Source organism: Devosia sp. UYZn731, assembly GCF_040546795.1.
Classification (GTDB): domain Bacteria; phylum Pseudomonadota; class Alphaproteobacteria; order Rhizobiales; family Devosiaceae; genus Devosia.
The window spans coordinates 1-25,473 of record NZ_JBEPOL010000014.1 but is presented as its reverse complement, the minus strand read 5'-3'; the positions used below and the strand labels follow the sequence as shown (position 1 = coordinate 25,473).

Sequence of the window (25,473 nt, the reverse complement as noted above, 5' to 3'; positions counted from 1 at the left end):
CGTGCTCACCACACGTCGTTGGTAGGAGAAATCGATGAAAATCGATCTGATGAAATCACTGCTGGTGGCGACGACGGCTCTGCTCGCCCTGTCTGGCGCAGCCTATGCTCAGGACGCCAAGCCCGCCTATGCGCCGGTCACCGACGAAATGCTGGCCAACCCACCGGCGCAAGACTGGCTGATGTATCGCGGTGCCTATAACAACCAGGGCTATAGCGCTCTCGACCTGATCAACAAGGATACGGTCGGCAAGCTGCAGCTTGCATGGGCCTGGCCGATGGCCGAAGCCGGCATCCAGGAAACCGCGCCCCTGGTGCATGACGGCGTCATGTTCCTGCAGACCAACAACAACATCGTCGAGGCGCTCAACGCCAAGACCGGCGACCTGATCTGGCAGTATCGCCATGTGCTGCCCGAGATCCCGGCTTCCTGGAGCTACCAGGCCAACCAGGCCCGCCGCCAGAAAAACTCGATCGCGCTCTACCAGGACAAGGTGATCCTCACTACCGCCGACGCCAAGATCGTGGTGCTCAGCGCCATCGACGGCAAGGTGGTCTGGGAGAAGCAGGTTCTCGATTATAACCTGGGCTACAGCTACACGGTCGGCCCGATCATCGCTGACGGCAAGATCATCACCGCAATTTCCGGCTGCTCGATCGCCGGCACCGCTGGCGGCTGCTACATTTTCGCCCATGACGTGAACACCGGCGACGAACTGTGGCGCTTCAACACCATCGACGATCCCAACAATCCCAAGCAGGAAGCAAGCTGGGGCGACGTTCCCGCAGAAAACCGTTGGGGCGGTACGCCTTGGACCACCGGCTCCTATGATCCGGCAACCAAGACCACCTTCTGGGGCATCGGCATGCCCGGCCCCTATTCCGAGCTGATCCGCGGTTCGGGCGATGGCTCGGTGCTCTATACCAACTCGACGCTCGCCATCGATATCGAAACCGGCAAGCTCAAGTGGTACTACCAGCACCTGCCGCGCGATAACTGGGACTTGGACTCCCCATACGAACGTATCCTGGTTGACCAGGACGTCGACGGCAAGACACAGCACCTGCTGGTCACCGCTGCTGGCAAGAACGGCATCGTGTTCGCCCTTGATCGCGATACCGGCAAGTACCTCTGGCACAAGGACACCGTGGTCCAGAACGTCGTCAAGAGCATCGATCCCGACGGCACCGTCAACATCAACACCGACCTGATCTCCAAGGCCGTCGGTGAAGAGCATCTCGTCTGCGCCTCCGTCTCCGGTGGCAAGCTGTGGATGACCGGCTCCTACAGCCCGCTCACCCAGGCCTACTACGTGCCCTTGACCGAAGCCTGCAACACCGTGGCGCCGACCCAGACCGAATTCACCGCCGGCAATGCGGTGGGTGCCGTCAAGTTTGGTCCCCGCGTTCTGCCTGAAGGCATCACCGATGCCGGCCTGCTCGACGCAGTTTCGATCAACCCCACCCAGGGCGACCATATCTGGCAGGCCCGCAGCCGTCCCTCGATGACCTCCTCGGTGCTGGCCACTGCCGGTGGCCTCGTGTTCGGCGGTGACGCCGCCCGTGATATCAAGGCCTGGGATCAGAAGACCGGCGACATCGTCTGGACCCAGCGCCTGAATGCTCCCGTGGGCGGTTATCCCTCGACCTACGAGATCGATGGCGAGCAGTATCTCGTCGTGCCCACCGGCTACTCCAATGCCGCCAGCTCGATTTCCTCGGCCTTCCCGGAAATCCCGCTGCCGACCGGTTCGGGCAATTCGATCTTCGTGTTCAAGCTGCCCAAGGCCACCAACTAGGCCGAACTGCAGAAACATAAAGAAAGGGGCTTCGGCCCCTTTCGCTTTTAGGAGATGAGCATGTTCCGTTTTCTCGCCGTGGGCCTGGCAATGCTGGCTACGACTGCTGCCTTCGGGCAGTCTTCCGGCATCCCACCCGAAGAGATGAACAATACCCGCCGCCTCGCTGGCGATGCGATTAACGTCTGCTTCGACGTCACGAGCTTAGCCCGTCCGTTCGATGAGGAAATCGCCAAGGCCATCGGCGATGCCCTGTTCCTGCAGGTCAACGTGATCGAGGGTTTTGGCGGCTTTCCGCTCAATGGCGATGGCTTCATCGATGAGCTGGCGCTGGCCATGAACAATACCTGCGACATGTTCATGGGCGTTTCGATTTCCGCCAATTCCCCACTATCGGATGCCTTTTCGCTGACCCGCCCCTACGCCACCATGCCCTTCGTGATCGCCGTCGCCGAGCCGGATTGGCAGAGCCTTGGCGATATTCCGAAGGACCGCAAGCTGGGCACTGCCATGGCCAGCCTCGGCGAGATGAACTACATCACCTGGGCGCAGCAGCAGGCCAAGCCGGACCGCTGGATCCGCTTCCCCTATGCCGACTTCGACAAGATGGCGACCCGCGTGCTCGACGGAACCATTGCCGGCATGATTCTGTGGCAGCCCGCGCTGGCTCGCCTGCAGAAAGAACACCCGGGTGCCGACAAACTGCGCATTGTGGCAAATGACCCGATCCCGCTGGCCGATATCAATGTTGGCGCCCTCGTTTCAAGCCGCAACACCTTCCTGCGCAGCCAGGTAGATCAGGCCATCGATGCGTTGGTTCAGGACGGCACTATTGCGGCGCTGATGGAAAAATACGGCTATGAGGGCCACGCCGGGGAATAGTCAGCGCCACTGCAGCCACGGCAACAGCGTGGTCGCCAAGTTGGGCACCCAGCCGGCGACGATTGCCACGATCACCAGCGCCAGCCCGAACGGCTCAAGCCGCCGCAGCCGCCGCTCGGCCCCCGGCCAGATCGCCTGCAGCAGGCTTCCCCCAACGAGCCCCGGGATCGGCAATACGTTCAGCGCGGTGGACGCAATCGCCACCGCCTGCAACTGCCCCAGCAAATACAGCGCCGCATAGCCCCCTGTGCGTGGCAATAGCAGGGCAGGGGCCCTCAGGAGGTCCAGCAGCGGCACAACCGCCACCATTGCGGCCAAGCCCAGGCCCACAACCACCACGATCCCCCACCGCCCCAGCCGATTGGCCTTCGCATCGAACCAGATCGTGCGGATCCAGCTCATCCCGAACAGCGCCGCCATCGCCGCGCCCCACACCGACAAATGCACAAACGGATTGGCCGTCAGTCGCCCATCATGGCTAGGCCGCTGGTCCCCAAGCAATCTGGCAATACCCGCCAGCAGCAGGCCCTGAATACCGGCATAGAGAATCGCCGCCGCAAGCCGCGACACGATTTCCCCCATGCTCAGTTCCCGCAACAAATCCACGCCCAAACTCCCTGACCCGCATCAGCAAATACCTCCGCAACGACCCCGATTGCAACTCAAGCGTATGTCGTCCCCGACGAGAGACGGTTCAGGGCGCGGTCCACCTGCCCCAAGCTTGAGGCCGAGTTTGCTGTATACTCCCAGGTTATACTCGCCTCGCAAAAAACCGACCCGGCCGATTAATGAAACCGTTCCACTCGATGTCCGTCTCTCGCCCACTCCCCCTCAGCCGCTCTGACAACGTTGCGCAATCATAGTCTGAGGATTGCCCAGCCGAAGGATGGGGACCGCAAACCAGCCCATTACCGCCGATTTGGAGCCCCATCGCGGCCGTTCCATATTCGATAGCCACACTCGAACGTCAGCCATAGACTGCAATCTGGATTTCCGGAGGAGAGCGGCATGTCGTCCATCACTCAAGGCCAGGCGCAGCAGTATTCTGATAGCAGCAAGCTTGCCGCGCGGGCACGGCTGCATCAGGAGTTCACCGTCAGCGATGTACCTTGGTTTCCATGGGTAATGTCCAAACTGCCGCTCAGGCCCGGCGATCATGTTCTCGATATCGGCTGCGGGCCAGGCTGGTTCTGGGCCAGTGCTGCTAGTGACATGCCGCAACCAATGCACCTGACCCTGGCCGATCAGTCCCCGGGCATGGTCAAGGAAGCAATGGACCGCTGTGCCGCCCTGCCATTCACATCGCTCAAGGGTGAGACGACCGACGCGTCCGACATGCCGTTTGCCGATCAATCCTTCGACGTCGTCATCGCCATGCATATGCTCTACCACGTGCCTGACCAGGCCCGAGCCATCGCGGAGATGCATCGGGTGCTGAAGCCTGGCGGTACGCTGGCAGTGACGACCAATGGGATCGCCAATCTGGCCGAACTCTATGAGCTGACCACTGTGCTAGGGAGCGATCCGGTGGATCCTGCTGCCGTCGCCTTTGGCTACGACAAAGCCACGGACCTGATGCAGCAGCAGTTCGGAACGGTGAGCCAAGCTGTTCATCCTGCCAGCCTGCGGGTAACCGATCCCGAGGTGGTTTATCTCGCTCTGACGTCGTATCCACCGGGAGATTCTGCTGATCAGCAGACGCTGGGCGAATTTCGTCGCGCAATCGACGCCGCTTTCGGTCAGCACGGCGGGGTCTTGCCTGTGAAGAAGGATACGGCAATATTTATGAGCACCAAAAAAGCCGACCTATAATGGCCGTCTGCTTCTCCGGAAAAGCCCAGGAAACCGGTCGGTCCCCTTTCCCCTCGCCGCCGGCCGGTTCCGATCCCATGGCTGCCCTCCACGACCTGTTGCTGAACTTGCAAAGCCGCCGCTACGTATCGCGAGCTTGATCGCCTGCATGGCCGCAGGGGCGAGCGACCGAGATGAGGCGCTAGGCACTCATCGCGCGACGACCGGATCCGTCAAGCCATTCAACCTGATCTGGTTCAACTCAGCGGTGGAGAAGACGCCGGCCTTGTGGAGCCGGATATATTCCTCGGAAACACTGGAGCCAAACACCAGGACGTCATCGGTGTTGACCGTGACGATGACGCCAGCGTCGTAAAGTGTCCTAATTGGGTGGTTCGCGATGCTATCGACACGGCCAAGCATGACATTGGACGTCGGACAGATGTTGAGCCGAATTTGATGGTCCGCGAGGAAGCGCATGACAGCGGGCGATTGCGCTGCTGCAATCCCATGCTGCACTTCATCGAGCCCCAACTCTTCGACCGCCTGCCAAACGTCGTCCGCGGTTCCCCATTCTCCCACATGAGCCTTGAGCCGAAGGCCTTTTGCGAAGGCGGCTCTATAAACGGGCTTGAACACACCGATGGGCTGAGCCAGTTCGTCTGCGTAAAGGTCGATACTTCGATAGGAGCCTGCCTCCAGCAACGGCTCAGTCCAACTTATGAGGGCGTCGATCGGGCAATGCCGAGATAGTCCCAGTTGGGCGATCCATTCGATTTCAGGTGCCACGCGCTCGTGGATTTCCCGCATGGCCTGAGTGAGTGCCAGGGCGTTCCCGTTCCAAAGGGTTAGTGCCCAGACATCTTCCCCGGCTTCAAGGCGCGTAACGCCGTCATCTTTGGCCTGCACGAATGTTGCTTCGAGTGCCAGCATTCGTCCGGCGGCGCCAGGAAAGGCCTCGCCGATCCGGTTGGCACTTACCCATTCGTGCATCTCGTCCATGGAGGCCAAAACGCGATCGACGGGAACAATGTCGATGCCCGTCCTCTCACGGACAAAGCTGCGGCTTCCACCGAGGGTTGCATGCGTATGAAGTTCGCTTTTGGGATACGCAATGAGAGCTTCGCGGTCGTGATTGGCGAGTGCGGCTTCAAATGTCATTGTTGTCCCCGCTGGTATGCCGGCGAGAACAACATCGCGGTTGCCGACTAGTCAATGACTGCTTTTTGGGATGTTCCAAGTCCGGGACAAACAACCGCATTGGGGCGTAGTACTACGGCGACGACGCCCCGGCGCCTCGCATATCGGCTTTGCGCTCGACATCGATTGCCCCTCTCAGGTGCCCTCACCGGCAGGGTTAGATCGTGGGCGACCTCGCCGCGAGAAATGCAAGGCGCGGGTCGTTTATCGGAGGACCGGTTTCCGCTCCAAAATCGCCGTCGAGCTAAGGTGTTGCTGGCCGCGAGCATCATCTACGATTTGAAGATTGGAGACCTGAGTGCGGCGGATTACGATGCCTCGTGTATCGACGTCGATTGTGGTTCTGATCGTTCCAGATATCTCGGCTTTTGCCCACGATCGCATTGCGTCTTCGATCGTTGGCTGAGGAAGCCCAGTCATTTGAGCGATCGCAATTTCTCTTTCGGCTTGCTGCAGCCGGACAAGGGCAGGATCAAGCTCCAGCTCAGCGACCAATGTCTCCCCAGCCGGGCCAGAGGATGTCAAGCGTAGTGGCACGGGACCAAGGGTTCCGGGTTCGTTGTAGATGGCCCCCTCACTGAGGTCGGTTATTCGTAGATCGTAACCTGCTAACGAGGCCAAGGCCGCCTTGGGGTCGCACTCGATCTTGATCGCAGTCCAAGTGAATATCCACTGCCCGCATGTAGAACGCGACAGGCCACCTAGCTCCAACCACCGATCGACCCGATCCACAAGTTCCGTCTCGTTTAGCAATTCGAGAGGCTTACCGGGGGCTTTCAAGACACGCATCGGATACTCCCAACTGCGCGCTCTAACTTCGGGCGATGTCTCTTCAGGCAAGTCGAATTCTAACTCAACGCCTTCGGGCCGGATGGCGATTACTTTTTCGATCCCACTGAAATTGGAGTTCGAGCTGCCCGACGATAGCCCTGCTTGTTGTTCTGTGTGGACTTGCAGCGTTATCTCGTAAAGATCACCCGCTCGATCTTGAAATGGCTCTTCGGCCGTCGCTAATGCCGACCACGAAAGAGCACCTATTAGGGCGAGGAAGACTTTCACGAACGGCCTCCAATGTTCATTGTTGGTATCATGGCGAGCGGTCGCGTGTACGGCAATGATCTTGAGCTTGCTGTGAATTGCGGATCGACCCGCGCAGGTAGGCCGATGCTCGGGCTTCCGTATTGGCCAGCAAGCGCAGCGTCGGCTCACGCTACTTCCCACCCGAAAGCCGCCGGTCCAGTTCCCATCCTTTTGAGAAGTGCGCTGACAAGGGGGCGGCTCGTCGACATAATGGGTGAATGGAGCTTCGACTATTTTTGGCTGATGATTGGTCCTGGGTTCAGGAGTGGTACCAAGACGCGCTCTTGGATCGCGAACTTGGACCTATGGACACCGACTGGCTGGATGCCGTCCTCGCCGAGCGCAACGGCGTTCAACTGGTAGCTATGATCGAGTCAAAGCCGATCGCCCTAATCGGATGTCTTTGGGCTACGGATCAGCATCCATCACACCACATCACCGATATCGCTGTAGCCCCCAGCATGCGCGGCCAAGGCTTGGCGTTCACGGCGTTGCAACAAGTAGTGGCTTGGCCGGGACATCCGCCTGCCGCGAAGTGGACGGCTTTCGTCAACCCGCGCAACTTACTAGCGCAGTCGCTGCTGCGGAAAAGCCTCTGGAAAGAGGTTGGCGTGTCCGACGGCATGATGCACTTTGAGAAGTTCTAGAGAAGTTCTACAGTTCTAGGGAAGGACTGCTTTCCCTCAGGCGATCCGAAGAAGCCGTCAGTCCGCTACCCACCCATTTTAGACTGGCAGGAACCGACCCCAATCCAGTCGTTGAAACTCAACTGCCAGATTCCAAAAGCTCCGCCTGTGGCGCATATCGCGATGCTCCTCGGACAATGATATTCGGTGACGTGTGGAGAGCTTCGGGCCAGATAGCCGTCAATAGGACGCAGCTGGTCGCGGGCCAGAATGTTTTGAACTAATCTTCCGTAAAGCCACGGGGCCATGGACGATGAGCTAACTCCGCAAGCGATCTGCTGACGTTGGTAGCTGCCACCATTCGCGGCGACCATCGCACCTTTCAGGATACCGGCTTCAACAATTTTGGTAGAGACAAGTCGACGCCGGAGACCTCGACAATGGCCTGCCATGCGGCTTCCTGGTTGGCGGGATCGAGGAGGTGTGGGTGGCGCTGCACCTCAATTGGGCCTGAGAACTTCCCTTCAGCCGAGGCGAAGAATTGCCCTGAGACGTCGGTTCCGAACTCCGACGCCTGGAGGTACCGAGCGGCCGCAGTCTCCGGCGTCTGATTCATGCCGGGAATGAGGTTCACAATTGGAATCATCAGATACTTCAACAACGGGCCAGCGTTTCGCGCCACCTGAGTATCGTTCGACGCCCCGGGCGAGACGGCGTAAACGGCCATGCCGGAGGGTAGCCGGCGCGCCAGTGCCGCGGCCCACCAAGCGATGATCAGCTTGGCGTCCGCATACGCAGTGTTGGGCGCGTACTTCACCTTGGGCCCGCTGCGGATCAGGTCTTCGACGGCCGCGGTTCGGTCACCCTGGTAACTCTCGGCCGCGAATGCAGGCAGATCGGTGTATTTGAACATGGGCACGCCCCCTCGGGCAGGCTCCGCACTGGTGATAATAATCCGGCCGTTGGGGCTCAGCAGGTTGGCGCCAAGCAAGCCGATAGTGAGTTGATGATGGCCGATCAGCGGGGCCTCAGAAGCCTCGACGCCAGTGGCTGTAACCACGCGCACCTTGGTCGGGACGAGCCCGGCATTGAGCAGCAGGAAATCGATCGGGCGACCGCGCTTGACGAGCTCGGCGAGGGCGGCCTGAACGCTGGACGGCGTATTGAGATCGAGCGCCAGAGGCGTGAAGACCTGCTTTTTGGTCTCAACCGCGAGGAGACCGGCGGTTTCCTTGGCCCGGGCGAGGCTGCGCCCAGTGACGATGATCTCCTGCCACCCCTGTTCAGCCAGAGCGCGGGCCGCTGCATAACCAAGGCCGGAGGTGGCGCCGGTGACGAGAGCGGTTGAATGTTCCATATGCGGCTCCTTTGAGAGGAAGGTCGAAGGAGTCCCAAGAAGTAGGGGCAGCCTTGTCATTTTCGAACTGTTTGGTTACATAATATTGCTGCAAGGTTGCGGTCAAGGAGTTTCGAACTACATGGTTCAAAATACCGTCAGACCTCGGGGACGTCCACGTAGCTTCGATGAGACCGAGGCGCTGGAAAGGGCGACCCTTGTGTTCCGCTCGAAAGGTTACGACGGCGTGACGATCGACGATCTCGTCACCGCAATGGGTGTGGGACGGCCGAGCCTCTATGCCGTCTTCGGGGACAAGCGGACGATCTTCTTGCGCGCCCTGAGGGCGTATGCAGCAACCAAGGGCGCTCGCGCCGCAAAGGCACTCCTCGCGCCGCCGGCTCTTCGCGACTCGCTCACCGGCTTCCTGAGGCACGCCGTAGAAAGTGCGACCGAGGCAGGATCAGCCCCGGGCTGTCTAATCGAATGTGTCGCGCCACTCGTCGACGACGCTGAGGTCAGGCAGTTCTTGAAGGACGCCGCAACTGGCGCCGTGGCGCTCATGGAACGCCGTTTCCACGACGGCATCAGCGCAGGAGACATCCCGTCTGACTTCCCCGTAGCCGCGCGCGCGATCCAGGTCATCGATCTGGCGCGTGGTTTGACGATGCGTGCTCAGATGGGCATGCCGCGCACGGCACTGCTCCAAGACGCCGAGGAAGCGGCGGAATTAGTCCTCCTGCCGCGACGAGAAAATTGGGCGACAGAAAAATGATACTGAATGGCGTGAAAGTCGTAGCCAGCAAATCCCGCCAGGCGTCGCGAATGCAACCAGTTCCAGTGTGCAGAAATCAAGATTCAACACCGGAAAAACCACCTTGCAGTCCCAATAGCTTGCAAGAGGCAAGTCAGGTGCAATCCGTTTATTTCCCTCTAAGCCTCCACGGTCTGAAGCTGTGACTGCGTTCGATGCCGATCGCCCAAGATTATTTTGCGCAGGCCGGCGACGGAACCTGTTTGTCTGGGAGTGGCTTGAAGGCGAGTTGATTGACGCCAAGATCAACTGGCGCCACACCGCACGTATCATCGGCGTTGACGTTCCCAGCTCCGTCGCAATCAATCTGACAGGCGGGTGCTGACCCTGGCGGTATCTCTCAGTGGGCAGGTACGTAGAATTTGGGCTTGAGAGAGGCAATGCAGTCGTCGTTCACGGCCACGGCTGGATTGTTGAAAAAGGCATTGGCGATATCGGCGGCGCAGGTTGAGAACAGCACGACACCGTGACCGGCCTCCGGAAAGGTCAGTGCCTGGAGTTGGGTCAGCGGGTAGCTCTTCATGTGTTCGGCAGCGCCCGGGTCGGTTTGCGTGTCATTCAAACCCGACATCGCCAATACCGGAATGTCGCTGGCAACGGGGGTATGAAATGTTGCCCGCGGGTGCGTCTTGACGCCGTTACAGAACGAATAGAACCCGCTCATATCCTGATATTCATAGTCTTCGATGAAGGGGAACCGGTAGGTCTTGCCGACCGCCTTGAGGCCCTCAAGCGTATTGAACGGGATGGATTCCTGGCAAGCATAGACCGCCAAGTCGATGTTGGACTCGGTGGGGTCGACGATCTTGGCAAGGTCGGCGTTAGAAAGCGCCTCGAACGCCGAAACTTCGACGTCAGACATCAGGCTGATGATCCCGGCAGCTCGTCCGTAGTAGGGCGCCGGCAGATACTTCTGGAGGAAGGCTGTAAGCGTCTCCCTGGTGAGTGTGCTGCCACTGAGGCGCGCATATTCCTGGCCCATATCGTAGGCGGTTCGAGGATCGATGGCGGGAACGGCTTCCGAAATGGTGGCGTCGAGCATTGTCGCCAAGCTGCTTGCCGGTGCTGGGGAGGTCGTGTCGGCCGATAGCTGGCCAATCAAGGTATCGATGGCAGCGTTGCTCTGCTTGAGCGCCGCCGCCTGCTGCGCCAGCGCATAGGCCACAGCCATGCGCTCGGGCGGGATTTTGCCAGCGTAGGGTTCAACCATCGCTTCGGGCGTCGGGACGGCGGTGAGCATGCCACCGATCACGATGTCATAGGTCGTCGATAGGCCTTGGTTCCACTCGGTGACGATCTCGGGGATGTAGGAGGTGATCCCTGGCTTCAGCCCCAGGTAATTGCGGTTATCGAACATCTTGATCATCGTGATCAGATCGACCGCCGGTCGCGTCGGGGTCGCCGGAATTGGTGTCTTGCTCAGGCGGGCAGCCGCAGACTTGATCGTGGCTTCCAGGTCCGGAAAAGCTGCGGCGCAGGCGGCATCCGCAGCGCATTGGTCGACGACTGCGCCAATGGCCTCGTCGAGTGGTACGCCATTGGTGTCATAGGTTGGGACATCGGCGGCGTCGATGCTGTCGATGATCAGCGAGCGAAGCCCCTCTGGCGCGCTCCGAAGCAGCTCCTGGCCCAGCAAGGTGCCGTAGGAGATGCCGATGGCGTTATAGGTCGGATAGCCGAGTGCCGACATGATGGCGCGGACATCGTATGCGTTCTGCTGGGTATTGTAGTCAGCCACATTGACGCCGGTTGCCTCCAGTTCGCTGAAGCAATCCGCAAGCGGCGTGTCGGTGTCGGGTGTCGGCTCCACCCCAGCCAACTGGTACAGTCGGTCGGCAATGTTATCGAAGCAGGTCGTCGATTTGGCCGACAGACCCGAGGCACGCTGGTCGAACATGATCAGGTCGCGTTGCTGCCTGAGGAAGTCGAAATTGTTGCCGTTGAACTGCAGATCATCCACGGCCGAGCCGCCCGGACCGCCATGCAGATAGACGATTGGATCGGCCGCCGGCGACTGCGAGTGCGACTTGAAGAGAGCGAAGGCAAGGTCCAGCCGGTTCCCATCGGGATTGGCGTGGTTCTCGGGCACATTCACCTTCCCGCAAATGAGATTCTGACCCTCGATGTCGGCTGTGGCGATTGGACGATGGCACGCGGTAATCGTCACCGGGTAACGTTGATCGAACCCACCCTTTTTGAGCGCGTCAAAAGCCGAGGGATCAGCTCCCGCCAGAAGCGTGTTCAGGATGAAGGCGATGGCTTCAGGTGTCATGAAGGCTCCTGCTGGGGATCACAGCCGCGACAGGCAGCCGCCGTTGACTGCTATTTTAGAGCCATTCAATGGATTGAAAATCTCCGTATGCGTCAAAGAGGCATTGGAACGGAGGATTGCCGTTTGCGCCAAGATCGACACTGCCGGTTACGACAAAGCCGCCGGCAACGCCTCGCATGGGAGAGCTTACGGTTACATTGCGAGGTCGGGTATTGTACGCGCCAGCAACCTCCCCGCGACAATAGTCGGTCATGTCAGAGGCGTTGTTGCCGCCCGCTGGGGCGTTCCCGTTTGAGGCATTATAAGCGGGGCCTCTGAAAACGAACCGCGGCGACGAGCCGTCAGAGCGCCCGCACTGGTAAGTCATCGAGTACCAAGTTACTGGCCCCGGAACCGCATCACCAAGCAATCCACCAGCATGGCTTTCACTGTCGATAACCCGATATTGGCCGCCGCACTTGCTTGCCGCCTCTCTCACGCAGGCACTGGAGGAGCTTTTACAGGTCGAGACCAGCGCGGGTTTGTTCTGCGTCACAACAGTGCGAGCATCGGCCGGTAAAGTCAGTGGAACTGAGAGCAGGAAAGCGACGGCGAGACCAAAGTGTTTCATGGTTTACTCTCCCGCAATGTCAAACATAACACTACGGTGAGCAGCCAGACCCTACAATTCCAATTCAGTTCAATTTTTCTGGGCAGCGCAAGATCATTTGCCGATTCTCTTGCCGGCGAGGATAGTCGATATTCGACCCGATTTGATCTACGTCCGCTTTTTGGAAACATGCTCCCGAGAGCGGACAGACCAACCCGTTATTGCGGTTGCGGGCCGCTCAGTTAAACGACCGCCTTTGGGAAGCCCGGGGCGCAAATTGCGTGCATTGGGCGTCAGGAGGCGCTGCTGATCCCGCTAAGCCCGAATGCTGTGGTCGCGATCGCGCGATACAGGCCTAGAACTCGTTCCAGTCGGCAGAGACGGCCTGTGCGGCGCTCCCGCGTGTCAGATAGGACTTGGCGGCTTGGGCGACGCGCTGGGTCAGCTTGACAACGCCAGTTGGCTCGGCGGCGGGCGGCGCCGACCGAGCGGCGGCTCCCCGTTTGACCACGAAGACGTCCACCACCTTATCGAGTTTGGTCGCCTGCGCCTCGGTCTGCTCGATGGCGGCGTTGATTTCCTCGACTAGCGCCGCGTTGTGCTGGGTCATTTCGTCCATCGTGCGGACGGCGATGTTGACCTCCTCGATTGAGGACGCCTGCTCGCGGCTTTCGCGGGCGATGCTGCTCATCAGTTCGTTGGAAGAGCGTGCGCCGGTCAACATGGATTCAAGCCTCGCTGCCGCGTCGCTGACCAGCTTGCTGCCGCCCCGGACCTCATTGGCCGACTGCTCGATCAGCACCTTGACGTCCGCCGAAGCGCTGGCGGCAGATTGCGCCAGGCGGCGCACTTCCACGGCGACCACAGCAAAACCTTTGCCGGCGTCGCCGGCTCGCGCCGCTTCCACAGAGGCATTCAACGCCAGCAGGTTGGTCTGGAAGGCGATATCGTCGATCAACCCGATGATGTTGGAAATCTTGGCCGAGCTTTGCGTGATGCGCTCCATCGCCTCGGTGGCCTGAAGCATCACCACTCCACCCTCTTCGGCTGTCTTGGTGACGGTAGACGAAACGTCGCTGGCGCCACGAGCGCGCTCGGCATTCTGGATGACCGTTGCAGCGAGTTGCTCCATCGCCGCCGATGTTTCTTCGATGGTCGCGGCCTGCTTGGTGGTGCGTTCGCTCAGGTCGTTGGCGCCCGACAGGATTTCGCTGGTCGCAGTTCGCAAAGAAGAGGACGTTTCGCGCAATTCGCCGACGATTTCGTCCAGCCGATTGGCCACCGCATTGGTGTCGTCCTGCAACTGGGAGAACGAGCCCTTGAACGCGCCTTCCACGCGTTCCGTCAGTTCGGCACGAGCCAGCGATGACAAGACGCGCCGCGTCTCGTTGAGTCCGGTCTCGACCGAGGCAACGAGCTGGTTGACCGAATTGGCAAGCTTGCCCAGTTGCGGATCGGTAAAGCGGCTGTTCACGCGTTCGCCGAAATTACCCTCCAGCCCCGCCTCGACCACGGTGCCGATCTCGGCCTGCAGGATTGCCATGGTGCGCGCATCGTCCTGCATACGCTGCTGGCCAACCAGCTTTTCCTCCTCAAGGCCGCGACTGACGATCAGGTTCTGCTTGAACACTTCCACCGCATCGGCAATGCGGCCCAGCTCCGTACGGTCCCCCCGCATCGGCACCTCGACCGAGGCATCGCCGGCGGCCAGTGCCGCCATCGGCGTGACGATGCGGCCAATGCCGCGACTGATGCCGGTGATGATCAGGACCGCCAGGGTAATCGAGGCGACGGCGCCGAGCAGAACGCCGCCCATCAAGGCGAGATATATGAACTTCTCAAGTTGTTCGGATGCGGCGGCCGCCGTCTCGGCGGCCCCGTGGTTCAGATCGACCAACTTCTGCGCGCTGGCAGCCGTGGCCAGCGCCAGGGGCCGCAGTTCGGCGCTGTTGCGGGCGAAGGCCTCGGCCTGCTGGCCCTGATCCACCAAGCCCACGATCGCCGGAACGCCCTGGACGTATGCAGTCCAACTCTTTTTCAGGTCGTCCAGTAATTGTTGCTCGGCCGGCGAGGACACGAGGGCGCCGTAACTTTCGATCTCGGCATTCACCGTCGCCACATGGTCCTCGAACTGGGCCTGCTGGTCCTGACGGTCGGCCGGCAGGGTTGCCGCCAGATGCGAGATGACTGTCGTGCGGGTGCCGAAAATATCACCCCGCAGGGTCGCCGCCAGGCTGACGCTGGGCAGAACGTCCCGGGCCAGGAAGTGGTTGGATGCCGCCAGCTGGTTGGCTCCCCACAGACCCGCGGCGCCGAGCGCCAGCACGAGGAGAACGGCAAGCGAAAACGCGCCAAGCAGCTTGGCCCGGATCGAGGCAAAAAGGCGGAACATGGGAAGTGACCTGAATCCTGAGGGTGAAAAGTCCCGGCCCGTCCAGGTCACAGGACTTGTCGGCGGGTCAGAACTCCCGCTGGCATAGGTATTTTTACGCGTTTTTGCTTAACTTTTAGTGAAGGTTCCGGTGCGGAACGAATTCAAATCTAGTCAGTCGCGACGTGCTTCCCATCACATCTGCACCTCGAGCACCGCTAAAACGGGATTTCTCCCTGGCGGATAGCCTGCACTACTGCCTGAACGCGGTTGATGGCTCCAAGTTTTACTGCTGCGCTTTTGCAATGCGTTTCCACCGTTCGGGGCGACGTACCCAACATCATGGCAATCTCATCAGACGTATTGCCTTTGGCGATCCATTCCAGAATTTCCGCCTCACGCCGTGTCAGCAGCTTGACTGCAGTGACCGATATTGGATGCGCCAAACGCAAGCGTAGAGTCTCGAACGTACGGACTGCACCCGTATAGGCGACGTGCTGGCCGTGCTCGCCAAAATAGGGCTGTCCGGACGATAGCACCCAGACGAACGAACCGTCGGCGCGCAGAAGGCGATATTCAAGATCGAACGGCCCCTGCAGGCGGAGTGCCTCTGCATAGTGCAACTCGACGCTAGAGCGGTCATCGGGATGGACATTCTGAACCCAGCCGGCGCCCAGTGTTTCCTCGCGGCTTAGCCCGGTGAAATCGCACCAGGCCTGATTGACGTAAATACTTGCACCGTCCGGCTGCACCATCCACTTTATGGTCGACGATCTACTTGCGAATACACTGAACGCGACTTCGCCCGCCGACCAATTTCTCTCCATGGTGCCAACTGCCGGACCATGCGCCTTCTGCCCAAAGCGCTGCACGATCACTTTACCTCTAGTGAGAGTTCGTCAATTAAACCTACGCGTCTACTGGCGGGCTTGTCACTATGTTTTAGATGGACTGCTCCTGCCGCAACCAACTCACCCCGTCGTTTGATTAAGCATTGTGATTGTCTGAAATGGACACCAACGAGTAGTGAGCCAGCCGCCAGGGTCGCCAGGTGTTCCTCGACTTTGTCGCACCGCCCTTCGCGCAGATTGGCCTGAGCCGCGACTTTCGGCCCGCGATAAAGATGGCCGCTTTGGATGGGGTTGCAAATACACGCAAGGCCGGTCTCGCACCCTCCAAACGCGGTGTAACTCATCGCATAGAGGCCGCTACGGAGGTTTATCTTCCTTTTCTGCAGGACGAGCAGCACGTGTTGGCAGAAGCCAGCCTCGTCGCCCATTATGCCCCGCGTGTCGTGGCCACCAAAAACATTGACCGCCCTCATCAACACATTTAAGATACGATTCGTGTCGTATTATAAGGTATCACTGTCATGAGGCCCCCCGGTCGACCGCGAGACGTTGCCCGCGAAAGAGAAATCCTCAGTGTCGTCCTCTCGCTTCTCGCCGAGACAGGTGTCGAGGGGGTTACTTTCGAGGAGGTCGCTCGCCGCGCCCAAGCATCAAAGCCCACCCTGTATCGCAGGTGGGCGACGAAGCGAGAGATGGTCGTTGCGGCTATCAAGGCAGGTCCTGCGAGCGGCAACAAGCCCGAACCCATCAACACGGGATCGCTGCGAGGTGATCTTCTTGCACTGCTCGAGCGGCTCGAAGCGACGATGAAAGAGGGGTCGTCGGTCAGCCTTACTATCCTGCAAGCGGGTTTGCGCGATCCCGAACTCTGCGAGCACATTGAAGAGTCGGCCGGCCCCACAGGTGCCCGATTGACTGAAACCGTCCTGCGATCAGCGATCGATCGAGGCGAGCTGCCAGCTTCCGCCGATCCATTTGCCTTCGAGGAAGTTGCCGCAGCGGCGCTGATCATCCGCAAACTCAACGGCCTATCGACAGATGCTGCCTATCGCGAGGCGCTGGTCGATGCCGTCCTCATCCCAGCGCTGCGAAGCGGCGTCAATGCCAACCAGCACGGCATCTTCTCCGGAAGGCCGACGCCGTCACACCCTAGCTAGCATCAATGAACGAGAGACAATTCATGACCGACTTCAATATTGAAGGCTTCACTTACGACCGCATCGTCGGCGCGGACGGAGTCAAACTCAATGTGGCGCAAGCAGGCGAAGGCCCGCCCATCGTCCTCTTGCATGGGTTTCCCCAGACGCACCTGATGTGGAACGCTGTCGCGCAAGAACTCAAACGTAACTACACCGTGATCGCGCTTGATCTGCGCGGCTACGGTGACAGCGACAAGCCGGAGGCGGTTTCTCCGCAAACCTACTCGAAGCGCACCATGGCTGCGGATGTCGTCAAGATTGCCACCCAGTTCGGATACGATCGGTTCGCCATCATAGGCCACGACCGTGGCGCGCTGGTGGCCGTACGCGCAGGCCTCGATTACCCTGAAGCGATCACTCACATCGGCATCCTCGACGTACTTCCGACGAAGGACACGTGGGAGGTTCTTCACGGTGTCGAAGCTAAAGTCGCTTGGCACCTCTATCTCATGGCACAGCCCAAGGGGTTGCCCGAAAAGATGATCAACGCTGTCGCCGATGAGTTCTTCGCCTCGTTCCTTGACGCTTGGGACCCAACCGGCGCGACATTCTCGCCGGAGCTGCGTGACCACTACGTGCGGATGTCCAAAGGCGCCGTGCCATCCATCGTCGCCGACTACCGAGCGAGCGCAAGTATCGACCTCGACATGGACCGAGAAGATCATGCGAGCGGGCGGCGGCTCGCGATGCCCGTTGCAGTCATCTCCCAGGATTGGGGCAGCCAACTCGGATTCAATCCCACCGAAATCTGGGGTGCCTGGGCACCCGATTTCACCTACGAAGCGATCAATGCCGGTCACTTCATGGCAGAGGAGGACCCCGCCCGCATCACTGGCTTCGCAAGGCAGCTACTGACCCGATAGATCGCTCCTTAGCGTTAGGTCGTGCGATGCGCAGAGGTTGACGACGCTCTCTCGTTATCCAAGGCCACTGAAATCTAACCTTAAGTCCTTCGCCGACGATCATTCCACTGTCGTCGGCGAAGCGCCAGCCAGCGCGACGATCTGACGGTGACTGAGTGGAGCCGGCGTGTCAGTCAAACTCTGCCAGATTAGGTCGAACTGCGATTGAGCATCATTGCCCCGGCGTTTAGCTTCTGGAGCATCCTTTGTCGGCAGCGAGACCTTGAGGTACTCACCCAACTTCACCACGGGAGTTTCATCCACCGTGACGGTCACCATCGTTCCCTTGGCCGCTGCGACCAGTCGGACTGGGACCCGCTGCTTGAGCCAGTAGATGCCGGTGATTTTATGCTTGGAGGGGGAGGGCATCGGCAAGACCATGAGAACCACCTCTGAGTACAAAGGCGGACTTGAAAAGTCCAGCAAATCCAATTTGTTAAGCGCCATCAATGGGATGGACTGGTGCTGCCGGACAGGATTGAACTGTCGGCCTCCCCCTTACCAAGGGGGTGCTCTACCACTGAGCTACGGCAGCATCTGGCGCGATGGGGGATCGATTGGATCGGTCGCGGCGACGTGGGCTCTACTGCCATAGGCCTTATCTCGACGCAAGGCCAAAAAGCGCTTAAACCCCCGACCGAGTCAATCTGGATGCAATGCCCATGTCCAAATCCGATGAGGCCAAGCTGCGCGAGCTAAGATTAGCCGCAAAGCTTCGCGAAAACCTGAAGCGTCGCAAAGGCCAGGCGCGCGCCCGCGCCGATGCCGATGCACAGGCGCCCACCGCGCCGAGCCCACAGATTGCTCAAGACCACGATACTGGCAAGACATCGTAAACTATTTTCGGGCGAACTGTCCGGGATCGCCTCCCACGCTTCGATTGCCCTTCGGGCATGACTCGGATACCAAGACCGGCTTTCACCGGCGCCCGGTGCGCCAGTCAAGATTTGGGCAGAACGCCCCGCATTTCAGGATACCGATAATGGATCGCATTCGTTTGGTTGGCGGCAATGAGCTTCGGGGCGAAATCCCCATCTCCGGCGCCAAGAATGCCGCACTGCCGCTGATGATCGCCTCTTTGCTCACCGACGAGCCGCTGGTCCTGCAGAACGTGCCGCGCCTCGCCGACGTCAAGCAACTCGAGCGGATCCTGGAAAACCACGGCGTCGATATTGCGGTGCATGGCCGCCGCCGCGGCGAGGACGATGGCGCCGGCCAGCGCATGACCTTCCATGCTGCCGACATCGTCGACACCACCGCGCCCTACGAGCTGGTCTCGGTGATGCGCGCCAGCTTCTGGGTTATTGGGCCGCTGCTGGCCCGCGCCCATGAAGCCCGCGTCTCGCTGCCCGGCGGCTGCGCCATCGGCACGCGCCCGGTCGATCTGTTCCTCTATGGCCTCAAGGAATTGGGCGCCCAGATCGAGATCGACGAGGGCTATGTTGTCGCCAAGGCGCCCAAGGGCGGACTGATCGGCGCCCATATCGTGTTCCCAAAAGTCTCCGTCGGTGCCACGCACACGCTGCTGATGGCGGCCACGCTGGCCCGCGGCGTGACTGTGCTTGAGAACGTCGCCATGGAACCCGAAATCACCAATGTGGCCGAATGCCTCGTCGCCATGGGCGCCAAGATTTCCGGCATCGGCACCCGCATTCTGACCATCGAGGGCGTCGAGCGCCTGCATGGCGCCACCGTGGATGTGATTCCCGACCGCATCGAAACCGGCACCTTCGCCATGGCCGCCGCGATGACTGGTGGCGATGTGCTGCTGCGCGGTGCCCGCGCCGAGCATTTGCAGACCGCGCTCGATATCCTGGCTCGCACTGGGGTGGAACTGACCCAGGAGGCCAATGGCCTGCGCGTGCGTCGCAATGGCAACGGCATCCAGCCGGTCGATGTCGAAACCGATCCGTTCCCCGGCTTCGCTACAGACCTTCAGGCTCAGTTCATGGCCCTGATGACCATGTCCTCGGGCGTGTCGCACATTCGCGAAACCATCTTCGAGAACCGCTACATGCACGTGGCCGAACTCGCCCGGTTCGGCGCCGATATCCGCGTCGAAGGCCAGGTCGCCACCGTCACCGGCAAGCCGACGCTCAAGGGCGCCCAGGTCATGGCGACCGATCTGCGCGCCTCGGTGTCGCTGGTCATCGCCGGCCTTGCGGCGCATGGCGAAACCGTCGTCAACCGCATCTATCATCTCGATCGCGGCTTTGAGCGGCTGGAAGACAAGCTGAGCCGCTGCGGCGCCGAAATCGAACGCGTGGCGGGATAGTGCTGCGACCGGGCAGGGGCACCGATGTTGGTTTTGCCATTGATCGTCTTCGGGTTTTACCTGATCCCGATCCTGCTCATTTGGCAGGTGCCCCGGCCCCTGTTGCTCGCGGCGCTGGTGCTGAGCGTCGTCGCGCCGTGTATCTGGCTGCTCATCACGCTCATCGGTGACGGCAGCGCCGTCACCCGGCTCGGCCTGAACTGGTTCATCCTGCCCTATCTGGCGCTGGCGGTTGTAGCCGGCTTCGTCATGGGCCGCATCGCCCTGCCGATTGCGCGCTGGTTCGGCCAGGTGCATCCGCGCGGTGTCGTGCCCACCTGGATCGTCGCCATCGCCTTTCTGCCCGGCGTGGCGTTTTACCTTTTCATGGGCACGCAAGCCGGCACGCTGTTCAATCCGGCGCCGTAGCCTGCCCGGTGGGATTAGCCAGATCTAGTTCCAAGAGTGGCGCGCCTCCTTCCCCCTCCCAGGGGGAGGCCGGGTGGGGGAACTCTCCTCCGAGTGGAGCCAGCTGAAACCAATTCAACTCCGCGCCATATGACTGGCCTCGATCTGGCACCGCCCTTCCCGCGGGCTTGACCCGCGGGCGTCTCGCCACCCCACCGAATTCCGTGCGGCCGGACAGTGCCCCGCGGGTCAAGCCCGCGGGAAGGCCGAGTGCGGTGTGAGCATCCCTTGCCCCCGAATTTCTGCCCCTTATCCCCACCCCCAAAACTTCCCGCATAATCACCCCCGATATCTCCACGTTAGCTGCGGGTTCGCGACGAACGGCCGTGGAGAGTTTGGTGGGAGGGGAATGCGGTCGCGCGATCCCTGGGCCAGCGCGACGTTCGTCATCCCAGTCAAAGGATGGCCACGTTCGGGCGGCCAGAAACCCCATCGCATGCGGCGAGGCGCTGTCTCGCTTACTACCAAAACCATGAGGCACGTCCCGCCGCATGCCGCAGTCTTCGATCCAGTGGATCGATTTGAGGAGAAAAGGCCATGAGAGCTACGCTCGAATGGCCAGGAACCCGCCCGGCCACCCGCGCGGCAATTTCCCATGCCCAAAATCCACCCCCGCATTGCCCCCGTGCCGACAAACTTGTAGATCGGACGGGGCGTGACCAGATACGCTTCGTCTCCATGCAAAGGGCCGCACCTCCATGACTGACCTGAAGCTCCTGGCGCTCGATACCGAAGACCTCGATGTCATCTCTGCTCACGTGCAGGATGCGGTCGTGCGCGTGCCCGACATGGGCTATGCCCGCGGCGATCGGCGCTTCGCGCTTTTGATGAACCGGTTCGATTGGGAAAGCGGCAAGCAGAACCGCCGCGACAAGGGCCAGCGCAAGCGCGCGGCGCTGCATTTCGATGCGGTCCAATCCGTGGTCACCGCCGGTTTCGATCCCAATTCAACCGACGGCGTGCTCGAACTGCTCGCCATCGTGTTCCAGCCCATCGATGGGCCGGCCGGCATTATCGAGCTGCAATTTGCCGGCGGCGGCACGGTTCGCTTGGGCGTCGAATGCCTTGAAGCCCGCCTCGCCGATCTTGGCGCCACCTGGGGCGCCAGCAATACGCCCACTCACGCCATCGACTAAAAGGTCCGCTCCTTATGCCTATTCGCCTCGATAGCCAGGCCGCCAATTTCGAGGCGGAATTCGTCGCCCTGCTCGGCAGCAAACGCGAATCCTCCCAGGAGGTCGGCGATATCGTGGCGACCATCATCGCCGAGGTGCGCAAGCGCGGCGACGACGCGGTGGTCGACTACACCAATACCTTCGACAAGGCCGGCGTCACTGCTCAGACCCTGCGCTTCACCGAAGAAGAAATCGAACGCGGCGCTGCCCGCGTCACCCCCGAAGTTGTCGGCGCCCTGCAGTTCGCCCATGACCGTATCCGCGCTCACCACGAAAAGCAGAAGCCCCAAGATCACATCTACCAGGACCATCTCGGCGTCACGCTGGGCAATCGCTGGACGGCCGTGGAAGCCGTGGGCATCTACGTCCCCGGTGGGCTGGCCTCCTACCCATCATCGGTGCTGATGAACGCCGTGCCCGCCAAGGTTGCGGGCGTCGAGCGTATAGCCATGGTCGTGCCCACCCCCAATGGCCAGCTCAGTTCCTCCATTCTGGCCGCCGCCAAGATTGCCGGCGTCACCGAGATCTACCGCACCGGCGGCGCCCAGGCCGTCGCCGCGCTCGCCTATGGCACCGCAACCATCAAACCCGTCGACAAGATCGTCGGTCCCGGCAATGCCTTCGTCGCCGCCGCCAAGCGCCAGGTTTTCGGCCAGGTCGGCATCGATATGATCGCCGGCCCCTCCGAGGTCCTGGTCATCGCCGATGGCTCGGCCAATCCAGCCTGGGTCGCGGCCGATCTCATCGCCCAGACCGAGCACGGGGCAGGGGCCCGCTCCATTCTGATCACCACCGAAAAGGGCTTGGCCTCGGCGGTTATCGCCGAAGTCGCGCGCCAGCTTGCCCTCCTGCCCAAGGAGGCCATCGCCCGCGAAGGCTGGGACAATTACGGCGCCGTCATCACCGTCCCTTCGCTCGATGAGGCCGTGATCCTCGCCAACCGCATCGCCTCCGAGCACGTCGAGCTGGCGATCGACGATCCCCAGTCGCTGGTGGCGCGCATCCGCAATGCCGGCGCCATTTTCCTCGGCCACCACACGCCCGAGGCCATTGGCGACTATGTGGGCGGCTCCAATCACGTGCTGCCCACGGCGGGTTCCGCCCGCTTCGCCTCCGGCCTCGGTGTACTCGATTTCATGAAGCGCACCTCGATCCTGGGCTGCGATCCAAGCTCGCTATCGGCGCTTGCCGAAGCCGCGGTGATCCTCTCCGAGGTCGAAGCGTTGGACGGTCACGGCCGCTCCATCTCCATCCGGCTCAACCATTGAGCATTTCGATGCAAAACGGGACCGAGGCTGCCACCACCGACCGCCTCATCACCGTCACGCTCGATCCCAATACCATCACCTCGATCGATCCCGACGTGGTGCATGAATGGCGCATCGCCATCTATGACCTGCTCGAAGACAACCGCTTCCGCCCCGCCCGCGTCACTGCGGTGGGGCCCTTCGCCCTCCACGTCTCCATCGTCGGCAATTACATCGTGCTCGATGTGCGCAATCCCGACACCTTCCAGCCGATCGCCGCCCACTACCTGTCGTTGACCCCCTTCCGCCGCCTGATCCGCGATTATTTCCGCATCCGCGACGCCTATTACGAGGCCATCCGCTCGGCCCAGCCGTTCCAGATCGAAACCGTCGACATGGCCCGCCGCGGCCTGCACAACGACGCCGCCGAATTGCTGCGCACAAGGCTGGTCAACAAGCTCGAGATCGACCTCAATACCGCCCGTCGCCTGTTCACCCTGATCTGCGCCGTCCAGCCCTATGCCAGCCGCATCGATGAGAGCAAAAGCCAGCTCCCCACCGTGCTGTTCGTCTGCTCGATGAATTCGGTGCGCTCCCCCATTGCCGCAGCCTTGGCCCGACAACTGTTCCCCGGCCGCGTCATTGCCCGCTCGGTCGGCGTCAATGGCGGCAAGGCCGATAGTTTCGTGCACGAGGTGATGGAGGAGAGCGGCATCGACATGTCCGTCCATACCCCCCACACCATGGATGAATTGATCGCCTCCCATTTCGATCTCGTCATCACCCTATCCGATGACGCCCCCGACGCCGTGGCGCGCAAGGGGCTGGAAACCGGCGCCCTCGAACACTGGTACGTGCCTGACCCGTCCCTCGTCGAAGGCCCGCGCGACGTGGTGCTGGCCGCCTATCGCGACCTGCGTGACAACCTGCGCAAACGTGTCCGCGACCGGCTGGAAGCCCTGGTCTCGGGTGGTTCACAAAGCCCCTGATTTGGTCTAGCCAGTATCCCACCTCTCCTTTCCCCGCATGCGAGCATTTTTAATGGCCAGCCGTCCCGATCTGATTCTGGCCTCTGCCTCCCCCCGCCGCCTGGCGCTGCTCAATCAGATCGGCATCGAGCCCGAACATCTCGTGCCCGCCCATGTCGATGAAACCCCCGAAAAGGCCGAACTGCCCCGCAAGCTGGCCCAGCGCCTGGCCGATCTCAAGGCCCTCACCGCCCAGCATAAGGCGCGTTCCGCCGGCTATGGCGCCAATGCGCTGGTGCTCGCCGCCGATACCGTCGTCGCCGTCGGCCGCCGCATCCTGCCCAAGGCCGAAACCATGGAGGAAGCCTCGGCATGCCTCCGCCTGCTCTCGGGCCGCTCCCACCGCGTCTTCACCGCCATGACGCTGCTCACCCCCTCGGGCGCCAAGCGCCAGCGCTTGGTCGAAACCCGCATCCGCTTCAAGCGTCTCTCCACCAAGGAGATGGAAGCCTATCTGGCCAGCGCCGAATGGCGCGACAAGGCCGGCGGCTACGCCATCCAGGGCATTGCCGGCGCCTTCGTGGTCAAGCTGTCAGGCTCCTATTCGGCCGTCGTCGGCCTGCCTCTCACCGAAACCGCCACCCTGCTTGCCGGGGAAGGCTATCCGGTGCACTTTAACTGGCTCAACCAGTCAACCCTGTCGGGTGTCTGATGACCAATACCATGGCCAAGCCCTGTCCCATCTGCGGCAAGCCCGCCGTCGATAAATTCCGCCCCTTCTGCTCCGCCCGCTGCGCCGACGTGGACCTCAACCGCTGGTTGACCGGCTCCTACGTCATCCCCGGCGATATCGGCAAGACCGATGATGAGGACGACACTTCCGCCGTGCCCTCGCATGATCCAGAAGACGACAATATCTGAGCGTTGTCATGACGGCTGCTAGGGACGCCCAGGCAAGTTATCCCCGCCCCGCGGCGCGCGGCCTATTATCTGCGCAGAGCGGGGAGCGACGCTAGGGTGGTGACAGGTCAATATTGCGCGCATGCCACATCCCTGATTGCCGTCCTGCCGCGTCCCCGCCGGCGGGATCGCGGAGGGATGCCACCCATCTCCAGGAGCCCCAACGCCCTGCGTCCGATGGCCCGCGTTAAAGTCCTTTTCCACAACCCGCTTTCGCCCTTGCACCGGCAAAACTGATCTCCTATAAGGCGCAAGCGTTTCGCAGGGCCGGTCCTCTCCAGCCCTTTGCCCGGGTAGCTCAGTTGGTAGAGCAGCGGATTGAAAATCCGCGTGTCACTGGTTCGATTCCGGTCCCGGGCACCATTATTTCCTAATAATATCAATAGTTTGTGGCCGTTTTAGTCGGAGTGACTTTTCGCACGCGTGAGGCCAGGTAGCATATAGGTAGCAGCTGCGGTTTGTGTCGGAAAAACGGCGTCCAGTGCAGACGCGAATCGTCTACGGGGCAGGGGCCAAAATAATGCTTCTGTCGACCCGGCTGTCGATTGACATGATGGTCGCCGCGATAACGGCTGGAATGGGGCCGGTAGCGGACTGGCAGCTTCTCTATCGCGGATTGTGTCAAGGGTCGCGCGAAGACATCTGCCGCGGGGAGGCGGCACTGCTGACCGTGGAATGTCGCCGATAAGC

General features: G+C 61.1%; 25 protein-coding genes, 2 tRNA genes and 1 pseudogene. 18 read left to right on the top strand and 10 right to left on the bottom strand.

Going from position 1 to position 25,473, the window contains the following annotated elements:
- Positions 1 to 34 precede the first annotated feature (34 nt).
- Both ABIB57_RS24575 and ABIB57_RS24570 read left to right on the top strand, forming a co-directional pair.
- Entirely contained in the window at positions 35 to 1,798 is a 1,764-nt protein-coding gene (locus ABIB57_RS24575; protein WP_354043946.1) for a pyrroloquinoline quinone-dependent dehydrogenase, read from the top strand.
- A 60-nt stretch (positions 1,799 to 1,858) separates the two neighbouring features.
- Entirely contained in the window at positions 1,859 to 2,680 is an 822-nt protein-coding gene (locus ABIB57_RS24570) for a substrate-binding periplasmic protein (RefSeq protein WP_354043945.1), read from the top strand.
- Here the strand turns inward: ABIB57_RS24570 and ABIB57_RS24565 are convergent, their stop codons facing one another.
- Entirely contained in the window at positions 2,681 to 3,286 is a 606-nt protein-coding gene (locus tag ABIB57_RS24565; protein ID WP_354043943.1) for a zinc metalloprotease, read from the bottom strand.
- Between the two features lie 402 nt (positions 3,287 to 3,688).
- On the opposite strand from ABIB57_RS24565, the gene ABIB57_RS24560 reads away from it, so the two are divergent.
- On the top strand, positions 3,689 to 4,492 hold the full coding sequence (locus ABIB57_RS24560; RefSeq protein WP_354043942.1) for a class I SAM-dependent methyltransferase: 804 nt from the start codon (positions 3,689 to 3,691) through the stop codon (positions 4,490 to 4,492).
- 189 nt (positions 4,493 to 4,681) lie between these two features.
- On the opposite strand, the gene ABIB57_RS24555 is transcribed toward ABIB57_RS24560, so the two are convergent.
- A complete protein-coding gene (locus tag ABIB57_RS24555) occupies positions 4,682 to 5,632 on the bottom strand; it encodes an amidohydrolase family protein (protein ID WP_354043941.1) in 951 nt (316 codons plus the stop codon).
- Between the two features lie 243 nt (positions 5,633 to 5,875).
- Complete coding sequence (locus ABIB57_RS24550) at positions 5,876 to 6,730, bottom strand: hypothetical protein (RefSeq protein ID WP_354043940.1); 855 nt, start codon at positions 6,728 to 6,730, stop codon at positions 5,876 to 5,878.
- A gap of 257 nt (positions 6,731 to 6,987) precedes the next feature.
- Here ABIB57_RS24550 and ABIB57_RS24545 point away from each other — a divergent pair, with 257 nt between their 5' ends.
- On the top strand, positions 6,988 to 7,398 hold the full coding sequence (locus ABIB57_RS24545) for a GNAT family N-acetyltransferase (protein ID WP_354043938.1): 411 nt from the start codon (positions 6,988 to 6,990) through the stop codon (positions 7,396 to 7,398).
- A 361-nt stretch (positions 7,399 to 7,759) separates the two neighbouring features.
- Here the strand turns inward: ABIB57_RS24545 and ABIB57_RS24540 are convergent, their stop codons facing one another.
- Positions 7,760 to 8,734 carry an SDR family NAD(P)-dependent oxidoreductase gene (locus ABIB57_RS24540; RefSeq protein ID WP_354043937.1) on the bottom strand — a complete coding sequence of 325 codons (975 nt, stop codon included), beginning with the start codon at positions 8,732 to 8,734 and terminating at the stop codon, positions 7,760 to 7,762.
- Between the two features lie 121 nt (positions 8,735 to 8,855).
- Here ABIB57_RS24540 and ABIB57_RS24535 point away from each other — a divergent pair, with 121 nt between their 5' ends.
- The gene (locus tag ABIB57_RS24535; RefSeq protein ID WP_354043935.1) at positions 8,856 to 9,488 is read left to right on the top strand and encodes a TetR/AcrR family transcriptional regulator; all 633 of its coding nucleotides are present in this window, start codon (positions 8,856 to 8,858) and stop codon (positions 9,486 to 9,488) included.
- Between the two features lie 379 nt (positions 9,489 to 9,867).
- Here ABIB57_RS24535 and ABIB57_RS24530 read toward each other — a convergent pair whose 3' ends face one another.
- The 4 genes from ABIB57_RS24530 to ABIB57_RS24515 form a co-directional block, all read right to left on the bottom strand.
- Positions 9,868 to 11,799, bottom strand: coding sequence for an alpha/beta fold hydrolase (locus ABIB57_RS24530; protein ID WP_354043934.1), 1,932 nt, complete (start codon positions 11,797 to 11,799; stop codon positions 9,868 to 9,870).
- A 55-nt stretch (positions 11,800 to 11,854) separates the two neighbouring features.
- A complete protein-coding gene (locus tag ABIB57_RS24525) occupies positions 11,855 to 12,409 on the bottom strand; it encodes a hypothetical protein (RefSeq protein WP_354043933.1) in 555 nt (184 codons plus the stop codon).
- Positions 12,410 to 12,743: 334 nt separating this feature from the next.
- The gene (locus tag ABIB57_RS24520; protein WP_354043931.1) at positions 12,744 to 14,780 is read right to left on the bottom strand and encodes a methyl-accepting chemotaxis protein; all 2,037 of its coding nucleotides are present in this window, start codon (positions 14,778 to 14,780) and stop codon (positions 12,744 to 12,746) included.
- A 197-nt stretch (positions 14,781 to 14,977) separates the two neighbouring features.
- Complete coding sequence (locus ABIB57_RS24515; protein WP_354043929.1) at positions 14,978 to 15,637, bottom strand: PAS domain-containing protein; 660 nt, start codon at positions 15,635 to 15,637, stop codon at positions 14,978 to 14,980.
- A gap of 173 nt (positions 15,638 to 15,810) precedes the next feature.
- Here ABIB57_RS24515 and ABIB57_RS24510 point away from each other — a divergent pair, with 173 nt between their 5' ends.
- The 4 genes and pseudogenes from ABIB57_RS24510 (at position 15,811) to ABIB57_RS24495 (ending at position 17,672) form a co-directional block, all read left to right on the top strand.
- Positions 15,811 to 16,095, top strand: a complete 285-nt coding sequence (locus ABIB57_RS24510) for a hypothetical protein (protein ID WP_354043928.1) — start codon at positions 15,811 to 15,813, stop codon at positions 16,093 to 16,095.
- Between the two features lie 36 nt (positions 16,096 to 16,131).
- Positions 16,132 to 16,302 (top strand): annotated as a pseudogene (locus ABIB57_RS24505) (helix-turn-helix domain-containing protein); the annotation flags it as partial.
- Positions 16,303 to 16,767 carry a TetR-like C-terminal domain-containing protein gene (locus ABIB57_RS24500; protein ID WP_354044004.1) on the top strand — a complete coding sequence of 155 codons (465 nt, stop codon included), beginning with the start codon at positions 16,303 to 16,305 and terminating at the stop codon, positions 16,765 to 16,767. It begins immediately after the preceding pseudogene.
- 23 nt (positions 16,768 to 16,790) lie between these two features.
- Positions 16,791 to 17,672, top strand: a complete 882-nt coding sequence (locus ABIB57_RS24495; protein WP_354043926.1) for an alpha/beta fold hydrolase — start codon at positions 16,791 to 16,793, stop codon at positions 17,670 to 17,672.
- Between the two features lie 99 nt (positions 17,673 to 17,771).
- Here ABIB57_RS24495 and ABIB57_RS24490 read toward each other — a convergent pair whose 3' ends face one another.
- Together ABIB57_RS24490 and ABIB57_RS24485 are read right to left on the bottom strand one after the other, a co-directional pair.
- Entirely contained in the window at positions 17,772 to 18,143 is a 372-nt protein-coding gene (locus ABIB57_RS24490) for a hypothetical protein (RefSeq protein ID WP_354043925.1), read from the bottom strand.
- A gap of 28 nt (positions 18,144 to 18,171) precedes the next feature.
- Positions 18,172 to 18,246: transfer RNA gene (locus ABIB57_RS24485), tRNA-Thr, on the bottom strand.
- Between the two features lie 127 nt (positions 18,247 to 18,373).
- On the opposite strand from ABIB57_RS24485, the gene ABIB57_RS24480 reads away from it, so the two are divergent.
- From ABIB57_RS24480 to ABIB57_RS24435, 9 genes are all read left to right on the top strand, one after another.
- Positions 18,374 to 18,547 (top strand): hypothetical protein, encoded by a 174-nt coding sequence (locus tag ABIB57_RS24480; RefSeq protein ID WP_354043924.1) that lies wholly within the window; start codon positions 18,374 to 18,376, stop codon positions 18,545 to 18,547.
- Positions 18,548 to 18,693: 146 nt separating this feature from the next.
- Positions 18,694 to 19,986 carry a UDP-N-acetylglucosamine 1-carboxyvinyltransferase gene (gene murA / locus ABIB57_RS24475; RefSeq protein ID WP_354043923.1) on the top strand — a complete coding sequence of 431 codons (1,293 nt, stop codon included), beginning with the start codon at positions 18,694 to 18,696 and terminating at the stop codon, positions 19,984 to 19,986.
- A gap of 24 nt (positions 19,987 to 20,010) precedes the next feature.
- Complete coding sequence (locus tag ABIB57_RS24470) at positions 20,011 to 20,394, top strand: hypothetical protein (protein ID WP_354043922.1); 384 nt, start codon at positions 20,011 to 20,013, stop codon at positions 20,392 to 20,394.
- A 737-nt stretch (positions 20,395 to 21,131) separates the two neighbouring features.
- Positions 21,132 to 21,569 carry a DUF2948 family protein gene (locus ABIB57_RS24465; RefSeq protein ID WP_354043921.1) on the top strand — a complete coding sequence of 146 codons (438 nt, stop codon included), beginning with the start codon at positions 21,132 to 21,134 and terminating at the stop codon, positions 21,567 to 21,569.
- Between the two features lie 14 nt (positions 21,570 to 21,583).
- Positions 21,584 to 22,876 (top strand): histidinol dehydrogenase, encoded by a 1,293-nt coding sequence (hisD, locus tag ABIB57_RS24460; protein ID WP_354043920.1) that lies wholly within the window; start codon positions 21,584 to 21,586, stop codon positions 22,874 to 22,876.
- A gap of 8 nt (positions 22,877 to 22,884) precedes the next feature.
- The gene (locus ABIB57_RS26890) at positions 22,885 to 23,844 is read left to right on the top strand and encodes a UPF0262 family protein (protein WP_502914476.1); all 960 of its coding nucleotides are present in this window, start codon (positions 22,885 to 22,887) and stop codon (positions 23,842 to 23,844) included.
- Between the two features lie 52 nt (positions 23,845 to 23,896).
- A complete protein-coding gene (locus ABIB57_RS24445; RefSeq protein WP_299728441.1) occupies positions 23,897 to 24,535 on the top strand; it encodes a Maf-like protein in 639 nt (212 codons plus the stop codon).
- Positions 24,536 to 24,546: 11 nt separating this feature from the next.
- A complete protein-coding gene (yacG, locus tag ABIB57_RS24440) occupies positions 24,547 to 24,744 on the top strand; it encodes a DNA gyrase inhibitor YacG (RefSeq protein WP_354044001.1) in 198 nt (65 codons plus the stop codon).
- 326 nt (positions 24,745 to 25,070) lie between these two features.
- Positions 25,071 to 25,146 (top strand) — tRNA-Phe (locus ABIB57_RS24435).
- The last annotated feature ends 327 nt before the right edge of the window (positions 25,147 to 25,473 follow it).

Excerpts from the sequence above, each read along its gene's own strand:
- ABIB57_RS24575 (WP_354043946.1), top strand. The coding sequence starts at position 35 with ATGAAAATCGATCTGATGAAATCACTGCTGGTGGCGACGACGGCTCTG.
- ABIB57_RS24570 (WP_354043945.1), top strand. The coding sequence starts at position 1,859 with ATGTTCCGTTTTCTCGCCGTGGGCCTGGCAATGCTGGCTACGACTGCT.
- ABIB57_RS24560 (WP_354043942.1), top strand. The coding sequence starts at position 3,689 with ATGTCGTCCATCACTCAAGGCCAGGCGCAGCAGTATTCTGATAGCAGC.
- ABIB57_RS24555 (WP_354043941.1), bottom strand. The coding sequence starts at position 5,632 with ATGACATTTGAAGCCGCACTCGCCAATCACGACCGCGAAGCTCTCATT.
- ABIB57_RS24540 (WP_354043937.1), bottom strand. The coding sequence starts at position 8,734 with ATGGAACATTCAACCGCTCTCGTCACCGGCGCCACCTCCGGCCTTGGT.
- ABIB57_RS24535 (WP_354043935.1), top strand. The coding sequence starts at position 8,856 with ATGGTTCAAAATACCGTCAGACCTCGGGGACGTCCACGTAGCTTCGAT.
- ABIB57_RS24530 (WP_354043934.1), bottom strand. The coding sequence starts at position 11,799 with ATGACACCTGAAGCCATCGCCTTCATCCTGAACACGCTTCTGGCGGGA.
- ABIB57_RS24525 (WP_354043933.1), bottom strand. The coding sequence starts at position 12,409 with ATGAAACACTTTGGTCTCGCCGTCGCTTTCCTGCTCTCAGTTCCACTG.
- ABIB57_RS24520 (WP_354043931.1), bottom strand. The coding sequence starts at position 14,780 with ATGTTCCGCCTTTTTGCCTCGATCCGGGCCAAGCTGCTTGGCGCGTTT.
- ABIB57_RS24500 (WP_354044004.1), top strand. The coding sequence starts at position 16,303 with ATGGTCGTTGCGGCTATCAAGGCAGGTCCTGCGAGCGGCAACAAGCCC.
- ABIB57_RS24495 (WP_354043926.1), top strand. The coding sequence starts at position 16,791 with ATGACCGACTTCAATATTGAAGGCTTCACTTACGACCGCATCGTCGGC.
- ABIB57_RS24480 (WP_354043924.1), top strand. The coding sequence starts at position 18,374 with ATGTCCAAATCCGATGAGGCCAAGCTGCGCGAGCTAAGATTAGCCGCA.
- murA (WP_354043923.1), top strand. The coding sequence starts at position 18,694 with ATGGATCGCATTCGTTTGGTTGGCGGCAATGAGCTTCGGGGCGAAATC.
- ABIB57_RS24470 (WP_354043922.1), top strand. The coding sequence starts at position 20,011 with ATGTTGGTTTTGCCATTGATCGTCTTCGGGTTTTACCTGATCCCGATC.
- ABIB57_RS24465 (WP_354043921.1), top strand. The coding sequence starts at position 21,132 with ATGACTGACCTGAAGCTCCTGGCGCTCGATACCGAAGACCTCGATGTC.
- hisD (WP_354043920.1), top strand. The coding sequence starts at position 21,584 with ATGCCTATTCGCCTCGATAGCCAGGCCGCCAATTTCGAGGCGGAATTC.
- ABIB57_RS26890 (WP_502914476.1), top strand. The coding sequence starts at position 22,885 with ATGCAAAACGGGACCGAGGCTGCCACCACCGACCGCCTCATCACCGTC.
- ABIB57_RS24445 (WP_299728441.1), top strand. The coding sequence starts at position 23,897 with ATGGCCAGCCGTCCCGATCTGATTCTGGCCTCTGCCTCCCCCCGCCGC.
- yacG (WP_354044001.1), top strand. The coding sequence starts at position 24,547 with ATGGCCAAGCCCTGTCCCATCTGCGGCAAGCCCGCCGTCGATAAATTC.